Origin of the sequence: Phenylobacterium sp., assembly GCF_036501465.1 — a bacterium.
Classification (GTDB): domain Bacteria; phylum Pseudomonadota; class Alphaproteobacteria; order Caulobacterales; family Caulobacteraceae; genus Phenylobacterium.
In genome coordinates this window covers 1-17,251 of the sequence record NZ_DASYAF010000046.1, presented here as the reverse complement: position 1 = coordinate 17,251, position 17,251 = coordinate 1, and the positions used below count along the sequence as shown (strand labels likewise).

Genomic DNA, 17,251 nt, shown 5'->3' with positions numbered 1-17,251 from the left:
TGGCCGCGCCCGGCGAGATTCGTCAGCCGGGCAAGCCGCCCCTGCGGCGGCCGATCGCTCGAGATGCGGGAAACCCTGACGCGCGCTCCGCGTTTGCCTGCCATCCGAACAGAGGAGATGTTCATGAAGACGCTTATCAAGATCGGCATGGTCGCCGCCATCGCCGCCGGCAGCGTGGCGTTGGGCGCGACGGCCGCCTCCGCCGAGGTGGTCTGCAACGCCGAGAACCAGTGCTGGCACGTGAAGGGCCACTACGACTACAAGCCCGAGTGGAACATCACGGTGCACCCCGACAACTGGAAGTGGGGCCACGACGAGCACTACAAGTGGCACGAGCACCGCGGCCGCGGCTATTGGCGCAACGGCGTCTGGATCAAGTTCTAGACCCGACGGAATCCGCGAAAGCGGGAAGGCGCTGCAGATCGCCTGCGGCGCCTTTTCCATGCCTGCGGTCCATGACGCCGTCTCAGTTGAAGGCGAAGACCGCCGCCAGGACGATGGCCAGCACCGTCACCAAGGTCAGGGGACCGGTGATCCTCATCAGCCGCCCGCCGCCCTCGTCGCCGCGCTTCAGCCGGGCCAGGCCCCATTCGCTGAGGCCGATGGTCACCACCGAGACGGCGACCAGCGCCAGCTTCAGCCTGAACCAGTCGTTCAGCCCGCCCATGCCGCCGAACTTCAGCCAGAGCAGCAGCGGCCCGGTGATCAGCAGCAGCACCAATCCGCCCCCGGCGATGCGGCTGTAGACCGTGGCCAGCGGCCATAACGGCTCGCGCTCTGCCGGGGCGGCCGCGATCAGCCGCGGGCCGACCTGCGACATCGCCAGGCCACCGCCGACGCCCATGGCCAGCGCCAGGAAGTGCAGCCAGAGCAGCAGGTCGATCAGAATGGCCATCTCACGACCCTCGTCAGCGAGGACTGCGCGACGCCGCAGCCGCGGACAGTAAAGCGACCGCCCCAGGCCGAACGCAAGCGCCGCCCGAGGCGGCGGGAAACGCCCAGTCTTGACGTCCAGGTCAAGATATTCACTCACGATATAATTAGCATTGACGGCCGAGCGAACTGGCTCCAGCTTCGCCCCCATGCGCCGCAGAGCGCGGGTCTCTGACGCAGGGACCTTGAGGCACGGGGAGGAACCATGAAGACCCAAGCACTGTGGCTGAGCGCGTCGGCCATCACTCTGGGCCTGAGCCTGGGCTGGAGCGGCGCGGCCGTGGCGCAGGCCGCGCCACAGAAGGTCGCCGACAACAGCGGCGCCACCGTCCAGGAGCTGATCGTCACCGCCGAACGGCGCAACGAGAACCTGCAGCAGACCGCGATCGCCGCCACCGTCATGACCGGCGCCGACCTGCAGAAGCAGGGGATCGTCACCGTCGACCAGCTGCAGTTCGTCAGCCCCTCGCTGACCGTGAACAACTTCGGCCAGGGCAACGACTTCGACATTCGCGGCATCGGCAAGGGCGAGCACAACAGCCAGACCGGCACCGGCGTCGTCACCTATCGCGACGGGGTCGCCACCTTCCCGGGCTACATCCAGGAAGAGCCCTACTACGATGTCGCCGGCGTCGAGATCCTGCGCGGCCCGCAGGGCACCTTCTCAGGTCAGAACGCCACCGGCGGCGCGGTGATCGTCAACACCGTCGATCCGAAGATCAACGGCGGCTACACCGGCTACATCCAGGGCCAGCTCGGCAACTATTCGGACTGGGGCCTGCAGGGCGCCGTGAACCTGCCGATCAGCGACACCCTGGCCGCGCGGGTGTCGTTCAACACCGAGGAGCGCAACAGCTTCTACCACATCAGCGGCCCCTGGACGGGCGATCCGGGCGTGAAGTGGGGCAGCGGGCGGCTGGGCGTGCTTTGGCAACCCAACGACAAGCTGAAGGTGTTGTGGAAGACCGATTTCAGCTTCCTGCAGAACGGCGGCTACTTCGGCGACGCCCTGACCAACCAGGGCACGTCGAACCTGTTCACCTTCTCGAACAACTTCAAGACCTACGCCCAGGACAACCTCGTCCGCTCGATCCTGAAGGTCGACTACACCCTGGATAACGGCATCGATCTGCGCTCGATCAGCGGCTACCAGCAAGGTCGCTCGGCCTGGACCGGCGACATCGACGGCACCGCGTCCACCACCAACGTCGTCACCATCGCCGAGGCGGTGGACGAGCGCATCTGGTCGCAGGAATTCAACATCATCTCGCCCGACAAGGGGCCGTTCACCTGGGTGCTGGGCGCCTACTACCAGAACAACCGCTACGACTTCCCGGCGAACCAGTTCGACATCGGCTTCCCGCCGGGCGGCATCGACGAGGACCTGAACGGCGTCAACCCGACCTATACCGCCGCGGTCTTCGGCCAGGGCAGCTGGAACTGGGACAACGGCCTGCAGCTGCAGGTGGGCGCGCGCTACACCAAGTGGAGCACCACCAACCGCGCCATCTTCGATGTTCCGGAATTCGGCCTGTTCTTCCCGCAGAACCAGACCGAAACGGGCAACAACATCACCGGCAAGGTGGCGCTGAACTGGAAGGTCGACGCCGACAACTTCGTCTACGCCTTCGTGGCCAGCGGCGCGAAGCCCGGCGGCCTGAACACCGCGCTGGACTTCGGCGGCGGCGTCATCCCGGCCCCGTTCGGCCAGGAATATGTCACCGACTACGAGATCGGCTTGAAGTCGAGCCTGCTGGACAACCACCTGCGCACCCAGCTCGGCGCCTATTACAACAGCTTCGAGCACTTCCAGGTGACCCTGCCGATCCCCGCCGTGCCGACCCAGACGACCGAGCAGAACGTCCCCAACCCCACCAAGCTCTACGGTGTGGAGGCCTCGGCCCAGGCGGTGTTCGGCGACTTCTCGTTCAACGTCGGCGTCGGCCTCGAGCACAGCGAACTCGGCACCTTCTTCACCGAGGACCCGCGCCTGCCGGCGGCCGGGACCTGCAACCCCACCACCGGCCCGGCCACGACCGCCTGCATCAACCTGAACGGCAAGCCGCAGACCTACGCGCCGGACTTCACCTTCAACGTCTACGCCCAGTACGTCTTCCACCTGGCGGACAAGGACACGCTGACGCCGGCGGTGAGCTACAGCCACATCTCCGACCAGTGGGCGACGCTGTTCGACAACCGGGCGGCGGGCGACTTCCTGGACGCCCGCGACATCCTGGGCGCGTCGCTGGCCTGGGCGCATGGGGATCTCGTGACGACGCTCTACGGCTCCAACCTGTCGAACGACAAATACGTCGCCGCCGCGGTGTCGCCGATCCGGATCGCGGGCCCGCCGCGGCAGTTCGGGATCCGGGTCACGAAGTCGTTCTGAGCCGGGGCCGGCGAGAGTCCGTGCGATTGACAAGCCCCCTGTGGCCTGCCGACGTGGCGGCGGGGGGCGGCTCCGCCGAGGGTCGCCGGGGGCGTGGAGAGCAGGAACCGATGTCCGAAGGTTCCCGAAAGTCCGAGGCGGCGTCCAAGCGGGTCCGTCGCACCAAGGCGGAGCAGCGGGCCGAGACGCTTGAGCAGATCCTCGACGCGGCTGAATTCCTGTTTTCTAAGCACGGGCTGCACGGGGTGACCCTGCGCGACGTCGCCCAGCGGGTCGGCGTCCACACCACGCTGATGCACTACTACTTCGACGACAAGAAGAGCCTGTTCGAGGCGGTGTTCGCCCGCCGCGCCCCGGTGACCAGCGGGCGGCGGATGGCGGCCCTGGACCGCTACGCCGCCGAGGCCGGCGACCAGCCCACGGTGGAGGGCGCGCTGCACGCCTTCCTGGACACCGACTTCGACCTCTACATCCAGGGCGGCGAGGCCTGGATGAACTATGCCGCCTTCGGCGCGCTCGCCAGCAACATGCCCGAGGGCGCGGTGCTGATGGACCGCTACTTCGATCCGGTGGTCCTCAAGCTGGTCTCGATCCTCAAGCGCGCCCTGCCCGACACCCCGGAGGAAGACATCTTCTGGGGCTACCACTTCGTGACCGGCTCGCTGATGAACACCCTGGCCCGCACCGGCCGCATCGACCGGCTGTCCGGCGGCCTCTGCCATTCCGACGACTTCGCCGCGGTGAAGGCGCGCATGGCGAGGTTCATGGCCGCGGGCTTCCAGGCCCTGGCCCAGCGGCGCTGACCAGGGAAAGGCTGCGCCCATGCTGAAGACCCTGTCCGTTCTCCTGGCCATCGTCGCCCTGGCCGCGCCGCTCGCCGCCCTCGCTGCGCCGGGCCCGGTCGTGCGCGCCCCGGCCGGCGCGGTGGAAGGCGAGGCGCAGGGCGGCATCGAGGTCTTCAAGGGCATCCCCTACGCGCAGGCTCCCGTGGGGCCGCTGCGCTGGGCCCCCCCGAAGCCGACGCAGCCCTGGTCCGGCGTGCGCCAGGCGACGCAGTTCGGCGCGGCCTGCTGGCAGCCACTGTCGCCGCCGGGCAGCATCTACGCCGACAACCCGCCGCGCATGAGCGAGGACTGCCTCAGCCTCAACATCTGGACGCCGAAAGGGGCGCGCCACGCCCCGGTGCTGGTCTGGATCCACGGCGGGGCGCTGACCACCGGCTTTTCCAGCGAGCCCACCTACGACGGGACCGCCATGGCCAAGCGTGGTGTCATCGTCGTGTCGATCAACTACCGCCTGGGCGTCCTGGGCTGGCTGGCGAGCCCGGAGCTCAGCGCCGAGCAAGGCGGCGTCTCCGGCAACTATGGCCTCCTGGACCAGATCGAGGCCCTGCGCTGGGTGAAGGCCAATATCGCGGCCTTCGGCGGCGATCCGGCCAACGTCACCATCGCCGGCGAATCCGCCGGCGGCCTGTCGGTCATGTACCTGCTGACCGCGCCGCCGGCCCGCGGCCTGTTCGCCAAGGCCATCGCCGAGAGCGCCTACATGGTCTCCACCCCGGATCTGAAGGCCGCCCGCTACGGCGCGCCCTCGGCCGAGGAGTCCGGCGCCAAGTTCGCCGCCAGGCTGGGTGCGAAGAGCCTCGCGGCGCTGCGAGCCATGGACCCCGCCAAGCTGACCAACACGCCAGGCTTCGCGCCGTTCGGGGCTATCGACGGCAAGCTGCTGCCGAGCCAGCTCGTGGACGCCTTCGACCGCGGCGAACAGGCCCATGTGCCGATCCTGGCCGGGTTCAACAGCGGCGAGATCCGCTCGCTGCGTGCGCTGGCCCCGCGCCCCCCGGCCAGCGCCCAGGCCTATGAATCCGCCATCCGCGCCAGCTACGGCGACCTCGCCCAGCCCTTCCTGAAGCTCTATCCGCCGACCAACCTGGAAGAGAGTATCATCGCGGCCACCCGCGACGCCCTCTACGGCTGGACCGCCGAGCGGCTGGCGATCAAGCAGACCGCGGTGGGCCGTAGCGCCTACCTCTACCGCTTCGACCATGGCTATCCGGCCGCCGACGACAAGGGCCTGCACGCCTTCCATGCCAGCGAGCTGCCGTTCGTCTTCGGCTCCATCGCCCGCCTGCCGCCGGCCTGGCCCAAGCCGCCGTCGACCCCCGGCGAGGCCGCCCTCTCCGACGCCATGGTCGGCTATTGGACGAGCTTCGCGGCCACCGGAAAGCCCGTCGCCACCGGCCAGCCGGCCTGGCGCGCCTATGACGGGACCCGCGCCTACATGGCCTTCCGCGCGGCGCCCGAACCGGCCGTGCATCCGGAGCCCGGCATGTACGAACTCAACGAGGCGGTGATGTGCCGTCGCCGCGCGGCCGGAACTCAGCCCTGGAACTGGAACGTCGGCCTCTGGGCCCCGCCCCTTCCGCCCAAGGCGGGCGGCTGCGGTTAGGGCTGGAGGTCGAGGGCTGGGGCCGGCGCCTCACCAGCTCAGCACCACCTTGCCGGCCTGGCCGCTGAGCGCCGCGTCGAAGCCCTGGCGGAAGTCCTTGGCGTCCAGGCGGTGGGTGATCAGCGGCTCCAGATCCAGGCCGCCCCGGATCAGGCCGAACATCTTGCGCCAGGTCTCGAACATCTCGCGGCCGTAGACGCCCTTGATGGTCAGCGCCTTCAGGATGATCCGCGACCAGGCCACGTCCATCGACTTGCCCGGGATGCCCAGCAGGGCGAGCTTGCCGCCCATGGCCAGGGCGTCCACCGCCTGGCTGATCGCCGCCGTCGCGCCGGACATCTCCAGCGCCACGCCGAAGCCGCCCTCGATCCCCAGCTCGTGCTGCACATCGGCCAGCTCCTCGTGGGTCACGTCGACCGGCCGCACGTCGGCCAGCTTCTCGGCCAGCGACAGGCGATAGGGGTTCTGGTCGGTGATCACCACGCTCCGCGCGCCCGCCCGGCGCGCCACGGCCGCGGCCATGATGCCGATCGGCCCGGCGCCGGTGACCAGCACGTCCTCGCCCATCAGGTCGAACTGCTGGGCGGTGTGCACCGCGTTGCCGAACGGATCGAGGATCGCCCCGATGTCCAGGCTCACCTCGTCGGGCAGCGGCACGACGTTGAACGCGGGGATCGCCAGGTATTCGGCGAAGGCGCCCTGCCGGTTGACGCCCACGCCCTTGGTGCCGGGGTCCAGGTGGAAGCGCCCGGCCCGCGCGGCGGCCGAGTTCATGTCGATGATGTGCCCTTCGCCGGAGACCCGTTGGCCGACGTGGAGCTTGCGGGTGACCGCCTTGCCGATCTCGACGATCTCGCCGGCGTACTCATGGCCCACGATCATCGGCACCGGGATCGTCGCCTTGGCCCAGTCGTCCCAGCGCCAGATGTGCAGGTCGGTGCCGCAGATGGCGGTGCGGCGGATGCGGATCAGCACCTCGTCCGGCCCGCAGGCCGGCACGTCGGCCTGCGTGCTCCACAGGCCCTCGGCGGGCTCCAGCTTGGCCAGCCCCAGCATGTGCGCGGTCATTTCAGGCGACTCCAACGGGCTGGGACTTTGAACGCGCGACCACCGCGTCGCGGGCCTCGGCGAAGGCCTTGGCGGCGATGTCGAGGTGCTCAGGCGTGTGGGCGGCGGAAAGCTGGGTGCGGATCCGCGCCTGGCCGCGCGGCACCACCGGGAACGAGAAGCCGGTGACGAACACCCCTCGGGTCAGGAGCTCGGCCGCCAGGTCCTGCGCCAGCCGCGCCTCGCCCAGCATCACCGGCACGATCGGATGCTCGCCGGGGACCAGGTCGAAGCCCGCGTCCTCCAGCGCCGCGCGCCAGCGCAGCGCATTGGTGGCCAGGTGGCCGCGCAGATCCTCGCCCTCCAGGCCGCGGGCGATGTCGATGGCCGCCAGCGCCGCCCCGCACACCGACGGCGCCAACGCGTTGGAGAACAGATAGGGCCGCGCCCGCTGGCGCAGCATCTCGACTACCGGTTTGCGGGCGGCCACGAAGCCGCCCATCGCCCCGCCCAGCGCCTTGCCGTAGGTGCCGGTCAGGATGTCGATGCGCCCTTCCACCTTGCGATAGGCCGCCGAGCCGCGGCCCCCGTCGCCCAGGAAGCCCGTGGCGTGGCAGTCGTCGACCAGCACCAGGGCGTCGTAGCGGTCGGCGAGCGCGGTGATCTGGTCCAGCTTGGCGATATGGCCGTCCATGGAGAAGACGCCATCGGTGGCGATCACGAGGGTCCTGGCGCCGCCAGCCCGCGCCGCTTTCAGCTCGCCCTCCAGGGCGTCCATGTCGCCGTTCGCGAACCGCCTGCGCTCGGCTTTGCACAGCCGCACCCCGTCGATGATCGAGGCGTGGTTCAGGCTGTCGGAGACGATCGCATCGCCCTCGCCCAGCAGGGGCTCGAATACCCCGCCGTTGGCGTCGAAAGCCGCGGCGAACAGGATCGCGTCCTCATAGCCCAGGTAGTCGGCGGTCGCCGCCTCCAGCTCCTTGTGGACCTGCTGCGTGCCGCAGATGAACCGCACCGAGGCCATGCCCGCGCCGGCCTCGCGCGCCGCCTTGGCCGAGGCCTCGGCCACCCGCGGATCGCCCGCCAGGCCCAGGTAGTTGTTGGCGCAGAAGTTCAGCGCCTCGACCGTGCGCCCGTCACCCAGGCGCACCTGCACCACCGGCCCCTGCCGCGAGCCGATCACCCGCTCGGGCTTGGTCAGGCCCTGGCGCTCGATGTCCGCCAGCTCGCCGGCGATCCGCGTGTAGAAGTCGTTGCGCATGCCGCCACCTCCGGGAATCGCCCCGCCCTCAAACGCGCCGGCGCGGGAACGGGTGCGTTATGCAGGATATGCGACACGCTGTCCACGATAGCGGAATTCTGCGCTCGTCTTCCGCCGTTCGTCCCGTCAACCCCTGCCGCGTGGCATCACACCAGGCAGGCGCGGCGCGCGGCGGCGAGCGCCGCGTAGGGCTCACCGGTCGCGATAAACTCGTGCGCCACGAAGCCTTGGAAGCCCACGTCGGCGATCGCACGCGCGATGGCCGGATAGTTCAACTCCTGCGCCTCGCCGATCTCGTGCCGCCCGGGCACGCCGCCGGTGTGGAAGTGCCCGATCCACGCCTGGTGCTCGCGCACGGTGCGGATGACGTCACCCTCCATGATCTGCATGTGGTAGATGTCGTAGAGCAGTTTCATGCGCGGCGAATTCAGCTTGCGCATCACCTCGGCGCCGAACGCGGTGTGGTCGCCCTGATAGTCGTGGTGGTCGACCTTGCTGTTCAGCAGCTCCACGCAGATCGTGACGCCGTGCTGCTCGGCGAGCGGCGCGACCTTCGACAGGCCCGCCACGCAGTTGGCGATCCCCTCGGCGTCGCTGCGGCCGCGTCGGTTCCCGAACATGGCGATAAGGTTGGGCACGCCGGCCTGAGCCGCGCGCGGGATCGCGGCGTTGAGCTCCTCGATCAGCATCGGGTGCAGGCTGGGGTCGTTGAACCCGTCGGGGATGAAGTTCTTGCGTCGGCTGGCGTAGCCCATGGAACAGGTGAGGCCCGCCGCGCGGGCCGCGTCCCATTCGTCCGGGTAGAGCAGGTCGACGCCCTGGAACCCCAGCGCCTTCAGCCGGCCGCAGACGTCGGCAAGCTCGCCCCGCAGCGTCCAGCGGCACACCGACTGCTTCAGCCGGCCGGCCGCCGGCGCGTCCTGCGCGGCCGCGGCGCTCGCGGCGCCGGCGGGGACGATCGCCGAAGCTTCCAGAAAACGCCGACGCGAGAGTCCGGACGCCATCGTGCTCTCCTGAGTTACGCCGCCAGACAACGTGACCTTTGATCATGAGTCCATCGGCGCGCGCGTGCCGGGACGAAGGCCGGCCTATCGCCCGTGCGCCACCACCAGCAGGGCGCGGGCCGCCTTGCGGCCCAGGTTGCGGATCGCGTGCGGCACGTCGGCGGCGTAGCGGGCCGTGGCGTCCTGGATCACCTCAACGCTGTCGCCGCCGGAGGCCACCTGCAGCACGCCCTCGCGCACCGTCAGGTGCTCGCGCGCGCCGCGGGCGTGCGGCGCGGAGACCAGCGCCCCGCCCGGCTGCAGGCTGAGGTCGTACCACTCGATCTGGCCGGCCGACTGGGTGGGGCTCAGGATGCGCAGCGTGCAGAGCCCGTCGTCGGTGCGGATCTCCGGCGTGAAGCCGCCGGCCGTCACCTCGATTCCGGGATGGCTGACCGAGGACTGCAGGCCGATCAGCTCCGGAAGGTCCAACTCCAGGGCCGTCGTCAGGCTCCAAAGCGTGGCGAAGGTCGGGTTGGCCTGGCCGCGCTCCACCTGGCTCAGCATCGACTTCGACACGCCCGACAGCGCCGCCAGATCGTCCAGCGACAGGTTGCGCGAGCGGCGGATCGCCTTCAGGCGCGGCCCCAGCAGGGGCGCCGGGCTACGCGGCTTGGCGGCGGAGGCGCTCATCGTCGCATCTAGGCGGCACGCCGCCCTTTCCGGTCAAGGTGGGGGCCGGTCAAGCCACGCGCGATTGTCGGCCCGCGCGATGCCGGATAGCGTCGCCTGACGTCTTTGGGGGTCGAGCCATGGCCAATGTGAACAACCGCGCGCACGACGAGCGGAGCTACGACGCCATCGTCGTGGGCAGCGGCATCGTCGGCGGCTATGCGGCCATGGAACTGACCCGCAAGGGGCTGAAGACCCTGGTGCTCGAGCGCGGCCCGATGGTGCGCCACATCGCCGACTACCCCACCGCCAACACCCCGCCCTGGGGCGCGGAGTACCCGCGCGGCCAGCTGCCCACCGCCGAGATGGACGCGGTCTATCCGGTGCAGAAGCGCACCGGCTATGCGGTCACCGAATATTCCAAGCACTTCTTCGTCAAGGACCACGAGGACCCCTACACAGAGACCCAGCGGTTCGACTGGATCCGCGGCTACCATGTGGGCGGCCGCTCGCTGACCTGGGGACGGCAGACCTACCGCCACTCGGACCTGGACTTCGAAGCCAACGGCAAGCAGGGCGTGGGGACCGACTGGCCGATCCGCTACGCCGACATCGCTCCCTGGTACGACCGGGTGGAGACCTTCATCGGGGTCAGCGGCCAGACCGAGGGCCTGGCCCAGCTGCCGGACGGCAGGTTCCAGCCGCCGATGGAGATGAATTGCGTCGAGCGCGCCTTCAAGGCGAAGTCCGAAGCGCGCTTCCCCGAACGGCGGATCACCATCGGCCGCGCCGCCCACCTGACCGCGCCGACCGCCGAACAGACCGCGCTCGGCCGCGGCAAGTGCCAATACCGCAACCTCTGCGTCCGCGGTTGCCCGTTCGGCGCCTATTTCAGCTCCAACGCCGCGACCCTGGTGGCGGCGGAGAGGACCGGCAACCTGACCATCCGGCCCAACTCCATCGTCACCGAACTGATCCAGGACCCGAAGAAGCCGCGCGCCGAGGGCGTGCGGGTGCAGGACGCCACCACCGGCCAGGTCGAGGAATTCCACGCCCCGGTGATCTTCGTGTGCGCGTCTGCGATCAACACCGCCTGGATCCTGCTCAACTCCACCAGCCGCCGCCATCCCAACGGCTTCGGCAACGAAAGCGACCAGGTGGGCCGCAACGTCATGGACCACCACCTGGGCGTGGGCGCCGGCGCCAGTGTCGAGGGCTTCGAGGACATGTACTATTCGGGGCGAAGGCCGAACGGCATCTACGTCCCGCGCTTCCGCAACCTCGGCGACGCGGCCACCGCGCGGAAGGACTACATGCGCGGCTTCGGCTACCAGGGCGGCGCCGGACGCGCGGGCTGGGACCGCAATGTCGAAGGCGTCGGCGCGGCCCGCAAGGCGGCGCTGACCGAGCCCGGTCCCTGGGGCATCCGCCTGGGCGGCTTCGGCGAGATCCTGCCCTATGCCGACAACCGCATCACCCTCAACAAGGCGGTGAAGGACAAGCACGGCCTGCCCACCCTGACCTTCGACGTCTCGATCCGCGACAATGAAAAGGCCATGCGCAAGGATATGGCCACGGCCGCAGCCGAGATGCTGGAGGCCGCCGGCTTCAAGAACGTGCGCGCGGTGGACGGCGACTACGGCCCCGGCCTCGGCATCCACGAGATGGGCACCGCGCGCATGGGCCGCGACCCCAAGACCAGCGTGCTCAACGCCCACAACCAGATGTGGGAGTGCAAGAACGTCTTCATCACCGACGGCGCGGCGATGGCCTCGGCCGCCTGCGTGAACCCCTCGCTCACCTATATGGCGCTGACCGCCCGGGCCGTGGACTTCGCGGTCACCGCCGGCAAGAAGGGAGAGCTGTGATGACCCTTCAAGCTTCGCGCCGCGATGTGTTCGCGGGCCTCGCCATCGCGGCCTGGGGCCTGCCGGTCATCGCCCGGGCGCAGGGCGCGCCGGCCCCGCTGAACTGGGCGCCCAGGGCGCTCAGCCTCGACCAGGCGCGCACGCTTTGCGCCGTCTGCGAGGCCATCGTGCCGGAGACCGACACGCCCGGCGCCATCGCCGCCGGCGCGCCGCAGGCCATCGACCGCTGGACCGCCGAATGGCTGGATCCGCCGGCCGCCGCGCGGCTGAGGGCCGGGATCGACCAGCTCGACGAACGGGCGCGGACGCGCGGCGCGGCCAACTTCTCCGCCCTCACCCAGGACCAGAAGGTCGCCCTGCTGTCGGAGGTCGAGGCCGACCAGCGCGCCGCCGACCGCGCCCGCCCGCCGGTTCCGCACTACTGGAACACGCTGAAGGGCCTGACCACGACGGCCTATTTCACCTCGCAGGCCGGGGCCACCAAGGCCGCGCGCTACGATCCGGTGCCCGGGGCCTATCGCGGCTGCGTGCCGCTGAAGGAGATCGGGCGCGTCTGGGCCACCAGTTGATCGGGCGCGGCTGAAGGCGGGGGCTCCGCCGCAAGGCAGAGCTGAGACATCTCGTCCCGGGGCCTCGAAAGCCTCGCCGTCCGATCCTATTGTGAGGCAGGGACATGATCGTTCGCGGGCCCTGGCCACGCGGTTTTCCGGAAATCTCATGAAGACTGTTTCGATTGCGGCGCTGGCGACGGCCGCGCTTCTCGCCCCGTTGCAGGCCCAGGCCGCCTGCAAGCTGGCCACCGCCGAGGTGCCGGTGACCATGCAGGGCCTGCGCCCGCTGGTGTCGGTGAAGATCAGCGGCAAGCCGGTGAAGCTGGTCCTGGATTCCGGGGCCTTCGCCAGCTTCCTCACCGGCGGGTTCGCCGCCCAGGCGAAGCTTCAGCCCTATACGGCGCCCAAGATGGGCTCCCTGGTGCCCAGCGCCGCCAACACGGTCACCTCCGGCGTGCGCGGCGACCAGGAGCTCACCGGCATCGTCATCGCGCCCACCTTCGAGGTGGGCGGCTCGACCTTCCCGAACGTGAAATTCCTGACCACCGGCGCCAATGTCGGCGCCGACGCCGTCGGCCTGATCGGCCAGAACCTGCTGCACACCGCCGACGACGAATACGACTTCAAGAACGGCGTCCTGCGCCTGGTCCAGCCGCAGGGCTGCGAGACCACCGAACTGGCCTACTGGGTCAAGCCCGGCATGACCTATTCCATGGTCCCGCTGGAGACCGAGGGGCATTACAACGGCCACACCATCGCCGAGATCACCGTCAACGGCGAGAAGCTGCGCGCCTGGTTCGACACCGGCGCCGACACCTCCTTCATCACCGCCCACGCCGCCGCCAAGGTCGGCGTCCACACCACCGATACGGGAGTGAAGCGGGCCGGCGACAGCCACGGCCTCGACGGCGCGGTGAAGACCTGGGTCGCCACCTTCGCCAGCGTCAAGATCGGCGACGAGGAGATCAAGAACGCCAAGCTCGCCATCGGCGAATCCAACGCCGAGGACTTCGACGTGCTGATCGGCGCGGATTTCTTCCTGGCCCACCACGTCTATGTCGCCAACAGCCAGAAGAAACTCTACTTCAGCTACGATGGCGGCCCGGTGTTCCGATCCGCAGCCCCCGCCGAGACCGCCTCGAGCGGCGACGGCAAGGGCCGCTAGGCGCGCGAAGCAGCCCCGCTTTCGGCCAGGCTGGGGACATCGCTGGACGAAAGTCACGAACGCCTGTCGGCTTTGCCGGCCCGCGTTCGTCCTGGGATGGCGCAAGGGAGCCCGAGAGCCATGTCCGAACCCGCCAGCCTCGACGAAACCCGGATCAGGGCCCTGCTCGAGGCCTGGGCGGACGCTGTGCGCCGCCACGACCTGCCCGCCATCCTGGCGCACCACGAGCCGGACATGCTGATGTTCGACCTGCCGCCGCCGCTGCAATGCCGCGGGATCGAGGCCTACGCCGAGACCTGGGGCCTGCTGTTCCGCTACCACCAGCCCGGCACGGCCTTCGACTTCCGCGAGCTGTCGGTGACCGCGGGCGCAGACGTCGCCTTCGCCGCGGCGATCCTGTGGTGCGGGCCGGACTCCTCAGCCACCCCGGCCGACGCCGACGGCTTCCTGTTCCGGCTGACCGTCGGGCTTCGCAAGACGGCGGGCGAGTGGCGGATCGTCCACGAGCACCACTCCGTTCCGGCGAGGGACTAGACCGCCTCAGGGCCGCCCGGCGTGGCCTGCGTCCACGCGCGCCGTCTCGATCTGGCCGCGCGGCTTGCCGCCCGCCGGGTCCGGCTGCGAGGTCATCATGAAGAGGGTGCGCCCGTCCTCGCCGCCCAGCATGCAGGCGTAGCAGGGCAGGCCGGTCTCGATAATGTCCAGCACCGCGCCGCCCTCGGCGACCCGCACGCATTCCGGGGCGGCGGGATTGGCGATCCAGACGCAGCCTTCGGCGTCCAGGCAGGCGCCGTCCGGAAGCCGCGGGAAGATCTCGGCCCAGACGCGGCGATTGGACAGCCCGCCGTCGGCGGCGATGTCGAAGGCGCTCATCCTTCCTGCGAAGGTCTCGCCGATGATCAGGGTCTTGCCGTCCGGGGTGATCATGGCGCCGTTCGGGAACTTCAGGTCGTCGGCGACGGCGCGGACCGTCCCGTCCGGCTCGACCAGCGCCAGGCGCGCGGTCGGGCAGTCGGCCACCACGCCCTCCAGCCCGCGCTCGGCCATGGCCGCCTCGTAGTCGAAACCGAAGTTGCCGACGTAGGCGCGGCCCTGCGCGTCCACGGTCATGTCGTTGCAGTGCCAGGTCGCCAGGCCCGAGAGGTCGGCGTGCAGCGAGAGCTGGCCGTCGGCGCCGCGACGCAGCACCCGGCGCCTGGTCATCGAGACCACCAGCAGGTCGCCGTCCGGCAGCCAGCCCAGGCCGGAGGGCTGGTCGTCCAGGGTGAAGGCCACGGCGACCTCGCCTTCGGCGCTCACCGTCTTCACCGCATGGTCGAAGAAGTCGCTGAACCACAGCCGCCCGTCACGCCAGCGCGGCCCCTCGCCGAAGCTGATCCCGCCCGCCAGCACCTTGGCCTGCCGCGCCATGCCGCTCTCCCTCGCCCCGACCGGTCACCGCTATACACCCGCGCGCGCCGGCGCACGTCCGGCGTGGATGTCCATCACCGCGCCCAGCATCTTCAGGGCCTCGTCCCTGGGGCGCTGGAAGGAGTTGCGGCCGATGATCGAGCCGAACCCGCCGCCGGCGTGGATCGCGCGGATCTCGTCCAGCAGGGCCTCGTCGTCGTCGATCTTGGCGCCGCCGGAGAAGATCACGATGCGCCGGCCGGCGAAGGCGCACTGGACGATGTGGCGCACGCGCTCGGCCGCCGTGGCGATGGGGATGGCCTGGGCCTCATAGACCTTGCGCGCGGCGTCCTGCTCGATGTGGTCGCTCGGCAGCTTGACCTTGATGATGTGCGCGCCGAGCTGGGCGGCGATCTGCACCGCGTAGCCGATCACGTCGACCGCGGTCTCGCCGGCCTTGCTCAGGCTCGAGCCGCGCGGATAGGACCAGACCACCACCGCCAGCCCCCGCGCCTTGGCCTCCTCGGCATAGGCGCGCAGCCGCTCGAACATCGAAATCTGGTGCGCCGAGCCCGGATAGATGGTCAGGCCCACCGCGCAGCAGCCCAGCCGCAGCGCGTCGTCGACGCTGGCGGTCAGCGCCTGGTCGGGGTCGGGGTCGTCGCGCAGCACGTCGGCGTCGTTGGCCTTCAGGATCAGCGGGATCTCCGCGGCGAACTCCCGCGCGCCGGCCTCCAGGAACCCCAGCGGCGCGGCATAGGCGTTGCAGCCCGCCGCGATCGCCAGCTCGAAGTGGTAGCGCGGATCGTAGGCCGGCGGATTGGGCGCGAACGAGCGCGCCGGCCCGTGCTCGAAGCCCTGGTCGACCGGCAGGATCACCAGCTTGCCCGTGCCGCCCAGCCGGCCGTGGTTCAACAGCCGGGCCAGGTTGGTCAGCGAACCTATGTTATCGGCGCCGTACCAGCTCAGGATCTCGCGTACCCGCGGCGTCATCGAAGCCTCCTTTGAGCCCGGCCGCCGAGGCGGCGGGATCATCGGCCGGCCGGCAGCACAAACCTCTCAACGGCTTTGGCGAAGCCTTCGTTCTCGTTGCTGTCGGTCACCGCGCCCGCCCGGGCCTTCACCGCCTCGCTGGCGTTGCCCATGGCGATGGAGAGCCCGCTCTTGGCGAACATCAGGACGTCGTTGGGCATGTCGCCGATGGTGGCGATCTGGGCCGGCGCGACGCCCATCAGCCGCGACAGGGTCTCGACGACGGCGCCCTTGTTGGCGCGCGGGTGGGTGACATCGAGGTAGTAGGGCTGGGAGCGGGCGGCGCTGGCGCGATCGCCCAGCGCCTTGCCGGCCGCGCTCTCGCAGGCCGCGACCCGGTCGAGGTCGTCGCTGACGCCGACGATCTTCACCGCCGCCGCCAGGTCGGCCTCGGCGAAGGTCGCCACCACCTTGGGCTCGAACTTCACCGTCCAGGCTTCGCGCGCCACGTGGCCCGCGTCGCGGTCGCGGATCAGCCACTGGGCCTCGGTATAGACCCAGGCGTCCAGCCTCTGGCCCAGGATCAGGTCCAGCGCCTGGCGCGCGACGGCGCCGCCCAGCGGATGGCTCTCGATGACCGACAGGTCGGGGTGGACCAGCACCCCGCCGTTGAACCCGGCGATGGCGGTGCGCAGTGCGAGCGGCTCGACCAGCATGCGCATGCCGCGCGGCGGCCGCCCGCTGGTGATGGCGAAGGCGATGCCCGCGCGGTCCAGGTCGCGCACCGCGGCCTGCGCCGCCTCGGTCAGCACCTTGTCGTTGGTGATCAGGGTGCCGTCCACGTCGGCCAGCAGCAGCCGGATGTCCGATCCTGCGCCCAACGCGTCGACCCCTGTTCCACTCAGCCCCCGCGACGGCGGGGCGCCGGGCCCATTGGATCACGGAACGCACGGCGGGCGGTGACTTTTTGGCGGCCGGAAAAGGAAGGATTTGAACCCCGGAACACACGGACCACACGGAAAGGGGGCGGTCGTGTGGGTTCCGGGGTTTGAACGCCACTTGGCGCCCTCCGCCCTCCCATGCCTCCGCTCATCCCCGCGAAGGCGGGGATCCATGCGGCCTCAAGGCTGTCGTCGAGGTGGGGTGTCGTTCTGAAACTCAGCTTGGGTCCCGGCTTTCGCCGGGATGAGCGGGGAGGGGGGGGGGTTAGCCGGTGTCTGCAGGCTGGGGTGTGGGCTGGGGCGTGGCTTGCGCCGCCGGGGCCTCGCCCACGCTGAGGGTGAAGGTTCCGGAGAGGCCCATGTCGGCGATCATGCGGCCGGCGAGGGCCTCGATGGGGATGTCGAGGAAGGCGGGGTCGCGGGCGGCCTCGTCGAGGCGCGCGCTAAGGTCATCGTAGAGGACGTCGAACTCTTCGCTGTCGCCTTCGGACTCGGTCCACAGCAGGCGCTTCAGGAGCGCGCACACCCGGTCCTTCTGCACATCGACGGGATGGCGCACGCGATTGGAGATGGCCGCCAGGCGCTGGCGCTCGGCCGCGCCGGCTTCGGCCTTCTGGGCCAGCGTCTCGATC

At 70.1% G+C, this 17,251-nt stretch carries 17 protein-coding genes; 8 read left to right on the top strand and 9 right to left on the bottom strand.

Annotated elements, in window-relative coordinates:
• The first annotated feature begins 123 nt into the window (after positions 1–123).
• Positions 124–384: a hypothetical protein gene (locus tag VGL85_RS04730; protein WP_331586515.1), complete on the top strand. Its 261-nt coding sequence runs from the start codon at positions 124–126 to the stop codon at positions 382–384.
• Between the two features lie 82 nt (positions 385–466).
• Here the strand turns inward: VGL85_RS04730 and VGL85_RS04725 are convergent, their stop codons facing one another.
• Entirely contained in the window at positions 467–895 is a 429-nt protein-coding gene (locus VGL85_RS04725) for a hypothetical protein (protein WP_331586513.1), read from the bottom strand.
• A 243-nt stretch (positions 896–1,138) separates the two neighbouring features.
• Between VGL85_RS04725 and VGL85_RS04720 the strand changes: the two genes are divergently transcribed.
• The 3 genes from VGL85_RS04720 (at position 1,139) to VGL85_RS04710 (ending at position 5,770) form a co-directional block, all read left to right on the top strand.
• Entirely contained in the window at positions 1,139–3,322 is a 2,184-nt protein-coding gene (locus tag VGL85_RS04720) for a TonB-dependent receptor (RefSeq protein WP_331586511.1), read from the top strand.
• Positions 3,323–3,432: 110 nt separating this feature from the next.
• The gene (locus tag VGL85_RS04715; RefSeq protein WP_331586509.1) at positions 3,433–4,125 is read left to right on the top strand and encodes a TetR/AcrR family transcriptional regulator; all 693 of its coding nucleotides are present in this window, start codon (positions 3,433–3,435) and stop codon (positions 4,123–4,125) included.
• 19 nt (positions 4,126–4,144) lie between these two features.
• Positions 4,145–5,770, top strand: coding sequence for a carboxylesterase/lipase family protein (locus tag VGL85_RS04710; RefSeq protein WP_331586507.1), 1,626 nt, complete (start codon positions 4,145–4,147; stop codon positions 5,768–5,770).
• Positions 5,771–5,800: 30 nt separating this feature from the next.
• Here the strand turns inward: VGL85_RS04710 and tdh are convergent, their stop codons facing one another.
• The 4 genes from tdh to VGL85_RS04690 form a co-directional block, all read right to left on the bottom strand.
• On the bottom strand, positions 5,801–6,826 hold the full coding sequence (gene tdh / locus VGL85_RS04705; RefSeq protein ID WP_349257105.1) for an L-threonine 3-dehydrogenase: 1,026 nt from the start codon (positions 6,824–6,826) through the stop codon (positions 5,801–5,803).
• 13 nt (positions 6,827–6,839) lie between these two features.
• Positions 6,840–8,078, bottom strand: coding sequence for a glycine C-acetyltransferase (gene kbl / locus VGL85_RS04700; RefSeq protein WP_331586503.1), 1,239 nt, complete (start codon positions 8,076–8,078; stop codon positions 6,840–6,842).
• Positions 8,079–8,224: 146 nt separating this feature from the next.
• Entirely contained in the window at positions 8,225–9,082 is an 858-nt protein-coding gene (locus VGL85_RS04695) for a hydroxypyruvate isomerase family protein (RefSeq protein ID WP_331586501.1), read from the bottom strand.
• Between the two features lie 84 nt (positions 9,083–9,166).
• Positions 9,167–9,754, bottom strand: coding sequence for an XRE family transcriptional regulator (locus tag VGL85_RS04690; RefSeq protein WP_331586499.1), 588 nt, complete (start codon positions 9,752–9,754; stop codon positions 9,167–9,169).
• Between the two features lie 119 nt (positions 9,755–9,873).
• On the opposite strand from VGL85_RS04690, the gene VGL85_RS04685 reads away from it, so the two are divergent.
• From VGL85_RS04685 to VGL85_RS04670, 4 genes are all read left to right on the top strand, one after another.
• The gene (locus tag VGL85_RS04685) at positions 9,874–11,601 is read left to right on the top strand and encodes a GMC family oxidoreductase (RefSeq protein ID WP_331586497.1); all 1,728 of its coding nucleotides are present in this window, start codon (positions 9,874–9,876) and stop codon (positions 11,599–11,601) included.
• Entirely contained in the window at positions 11,601–12,170 is a 570-nt protein-coding gene (locus tag VGL85_RS04680; RefSeq protein ID WP_331586496.1) for a gluconate 2-dehydrogenase subunit 3 family protein, read from the top strand. Before VGL85_RS04685 ends, VGL85_RS04680 begins: the two co-directional genes overlap by 1 nt.
• Positions 12,171–12,318: 148 nt before the next feature.
• Positions 12,319–13,317, top strand: a complete 999-nt coding sequence (locus VGL85_RS04675; RefSeq protein ID WP_331586494.1) for an aspartyl protease family protein — start codon at positions 12,319–12,321, stop codon at positions 13,315–13,317.
• 120 nt (positions 13,318–13,437) lie between these two features.
• Positions 13,438–13,851 (top strand): YybH family protein, encoded by a 414-nt coding sequence (locus VGL85_RS04670; RefSeq protein WP_331586492.1) that lies wholly within the window; start codon positions 13,438–13,440, stop codon positions 13,849–13,851.
• 6 nt (positions 13,852–13,857) lie between these two features.
• On the opposite strand, the gene VGL85_RS04665 is transcribed toward VGL85_RS04670, so the two are convergent.
• The 4 genes from VGL85_RS04665 to VGL85_RS04650 all read right to left on the bottom strand — a co-directional run.
• On the bottom strand, positions 13,858–14,727 hold the full coding sequence (locus tag VGL85_RS04665; protein ID WP_331586490.1) for an SMP-30/gluconolactonase/LRE family protein: 870 nt from the start codon (positions 14,725–14,727) through the stop codon (positions 13,858–13,860).
• A gap of 30 nt (positions 14,728–14,757) precedes the next feature.
• Positions 14,758–15,699 carry a class I fructose-bisphosphate aldolase gene (locus tag VGL85_RS04660; protein WP_331586488.1) on the bottom strand — a complete coding sequence of 314 codons (942 nt, stop codon included), beginning with the start codon at positions 15,697–15,699 and terminating at the stop codon, positions 14,758–14,760.
• A gap of 38 nt (positions 15,700–15,737) precedes the next feature.
• Positions 15,738–16,559, bottom strand: a complete 822-nt coding sequence (locus VGL85_RS04655; protein WP_331586485.1) for a Cof-type HAD-IIB family hydrolase — start codon at positions 16,557–16,559, stop codon at positions 15,738–15,740.
• Positions 16,560–16,884: 325 nt separating this feature from the next.
• On the bottom strand, positions 16,885–17,251 hold a 367-nt coding region (locus VGL85_RS04650; RefSeq protein ID WP_331586483.1), incomplete at its 5' end, for a hypothetical protein.

Excerpts from the sequence above, each read along its gene's own strand:
- VGL85_RS04720 (WP_331586511.1), top strand. The coding sequence starts at position 1,139 with ATGAAGACCCAAGCACTGTGGCTGAGCGCGTCGGCCATCACTCTGGGC.
- VGL85_RS04665 (WP_331586490.1), bottom strand. The coding sequence starts at position 14,727 with ATGGCGCGGCAGGCCAAGGTGCTGGCGGGCGGGATCAGCTTCGGCGAG.
- VGL85_RS04695 (WP_331586501.1), bottom strand. The coding sequence starts at position 9,082 with ATGGCGTCCGGACTCTCGCGTCGGCGTTTTCTGGAAGCTTCGGCGATC.
- VGL85_RS04725 (WP_331586513.1), bottom strand. The coding sequence starts at position 895 with ATGGCCATTCTGATCGACCTGCTGCTCTGGCTGCACTTCCTGGCGCTG.
- VGL85_RS04690 (WP_331586499.1), bottom strand. The coding sequence starts at position 9,754 with ATGAGCGCCTCCGCCGCCAAGCCGCGTAGCCCGGCGCCCCTGCTGGGG.
- VGL85_RS04715 (WP_331586509.1), top strand. The coding sequence starts at position 3,433 with ATGTCCGAAGGTTCCCGAAAGTCCGAGGCGGCGTCCAAGCGGGTCCGT.
- VGL85_RS04680 (WP_331586496.1), top strand. The coding sequence starts at position 11,601 with ATGACCCTTCAAGCTTCGCGCCGCGATGTGTTCGCGGGCCTCGCCATC.
- VGL85_RS04675 (WP_331586494.1), top strand. The coding sequence starts at position 12,319 with ATGAAGACTGTTTCGATTGCGGCGCTGGCGACGGCCGCGCTTCTCGCC.
- VGL85_RS04685 (WP_331586497.1), top strand. The coding sequence starts at position 9,874 with ATGGCCAATGTGAACAACCGCGCGCACGACGAGCGGAGCTACGACGCC.
- kbl (WP_331586503.1), bottom strand. The coding sequence starts at position 8,078 with ATGCGCAACGACTTCTACACGCGGATCGCCGGCGAGCTGGCGGACATC.
- VGL85_RS04670 (WP_331586492.1), top strand. The coding sequence starts at position 13,438 with ATGTCCGAACCCGCCAGCCTCGACGAAACCCGGATCAGGGCCCTGCTC.
- VGL85_RS04710 (WP_331586507.1), top strand. The coding sequence starts at position 4,145 with ATGCTGAAGACCCTGTCCGTTCTCCTGGCCATCGTCGCCCTGGCCGCG.
- tdh (WP_349257105.1), bottom strand. The coding sequence starts at position 6,826 with ATGCTGGGGCTGGCCAAGCTGGAGCCCGCCGAGGGCCTGTGGAGCACG.
- VGL85_RS04660 (WP_331586488.1), bottom strand. The coding sequence starts at position 15,699 with ATGACGCCGCGGGTACGCGAGATCCTGAGCTGGTACGGCGCCGATAAC.
- VGL85_RS04730 (WP_331586515.1), top strand. The coding sequence starts at position 124 with ATGAAGACGCTTATCAAGATCGGCATGGTCGCCGCCATCGCCGCCGGC.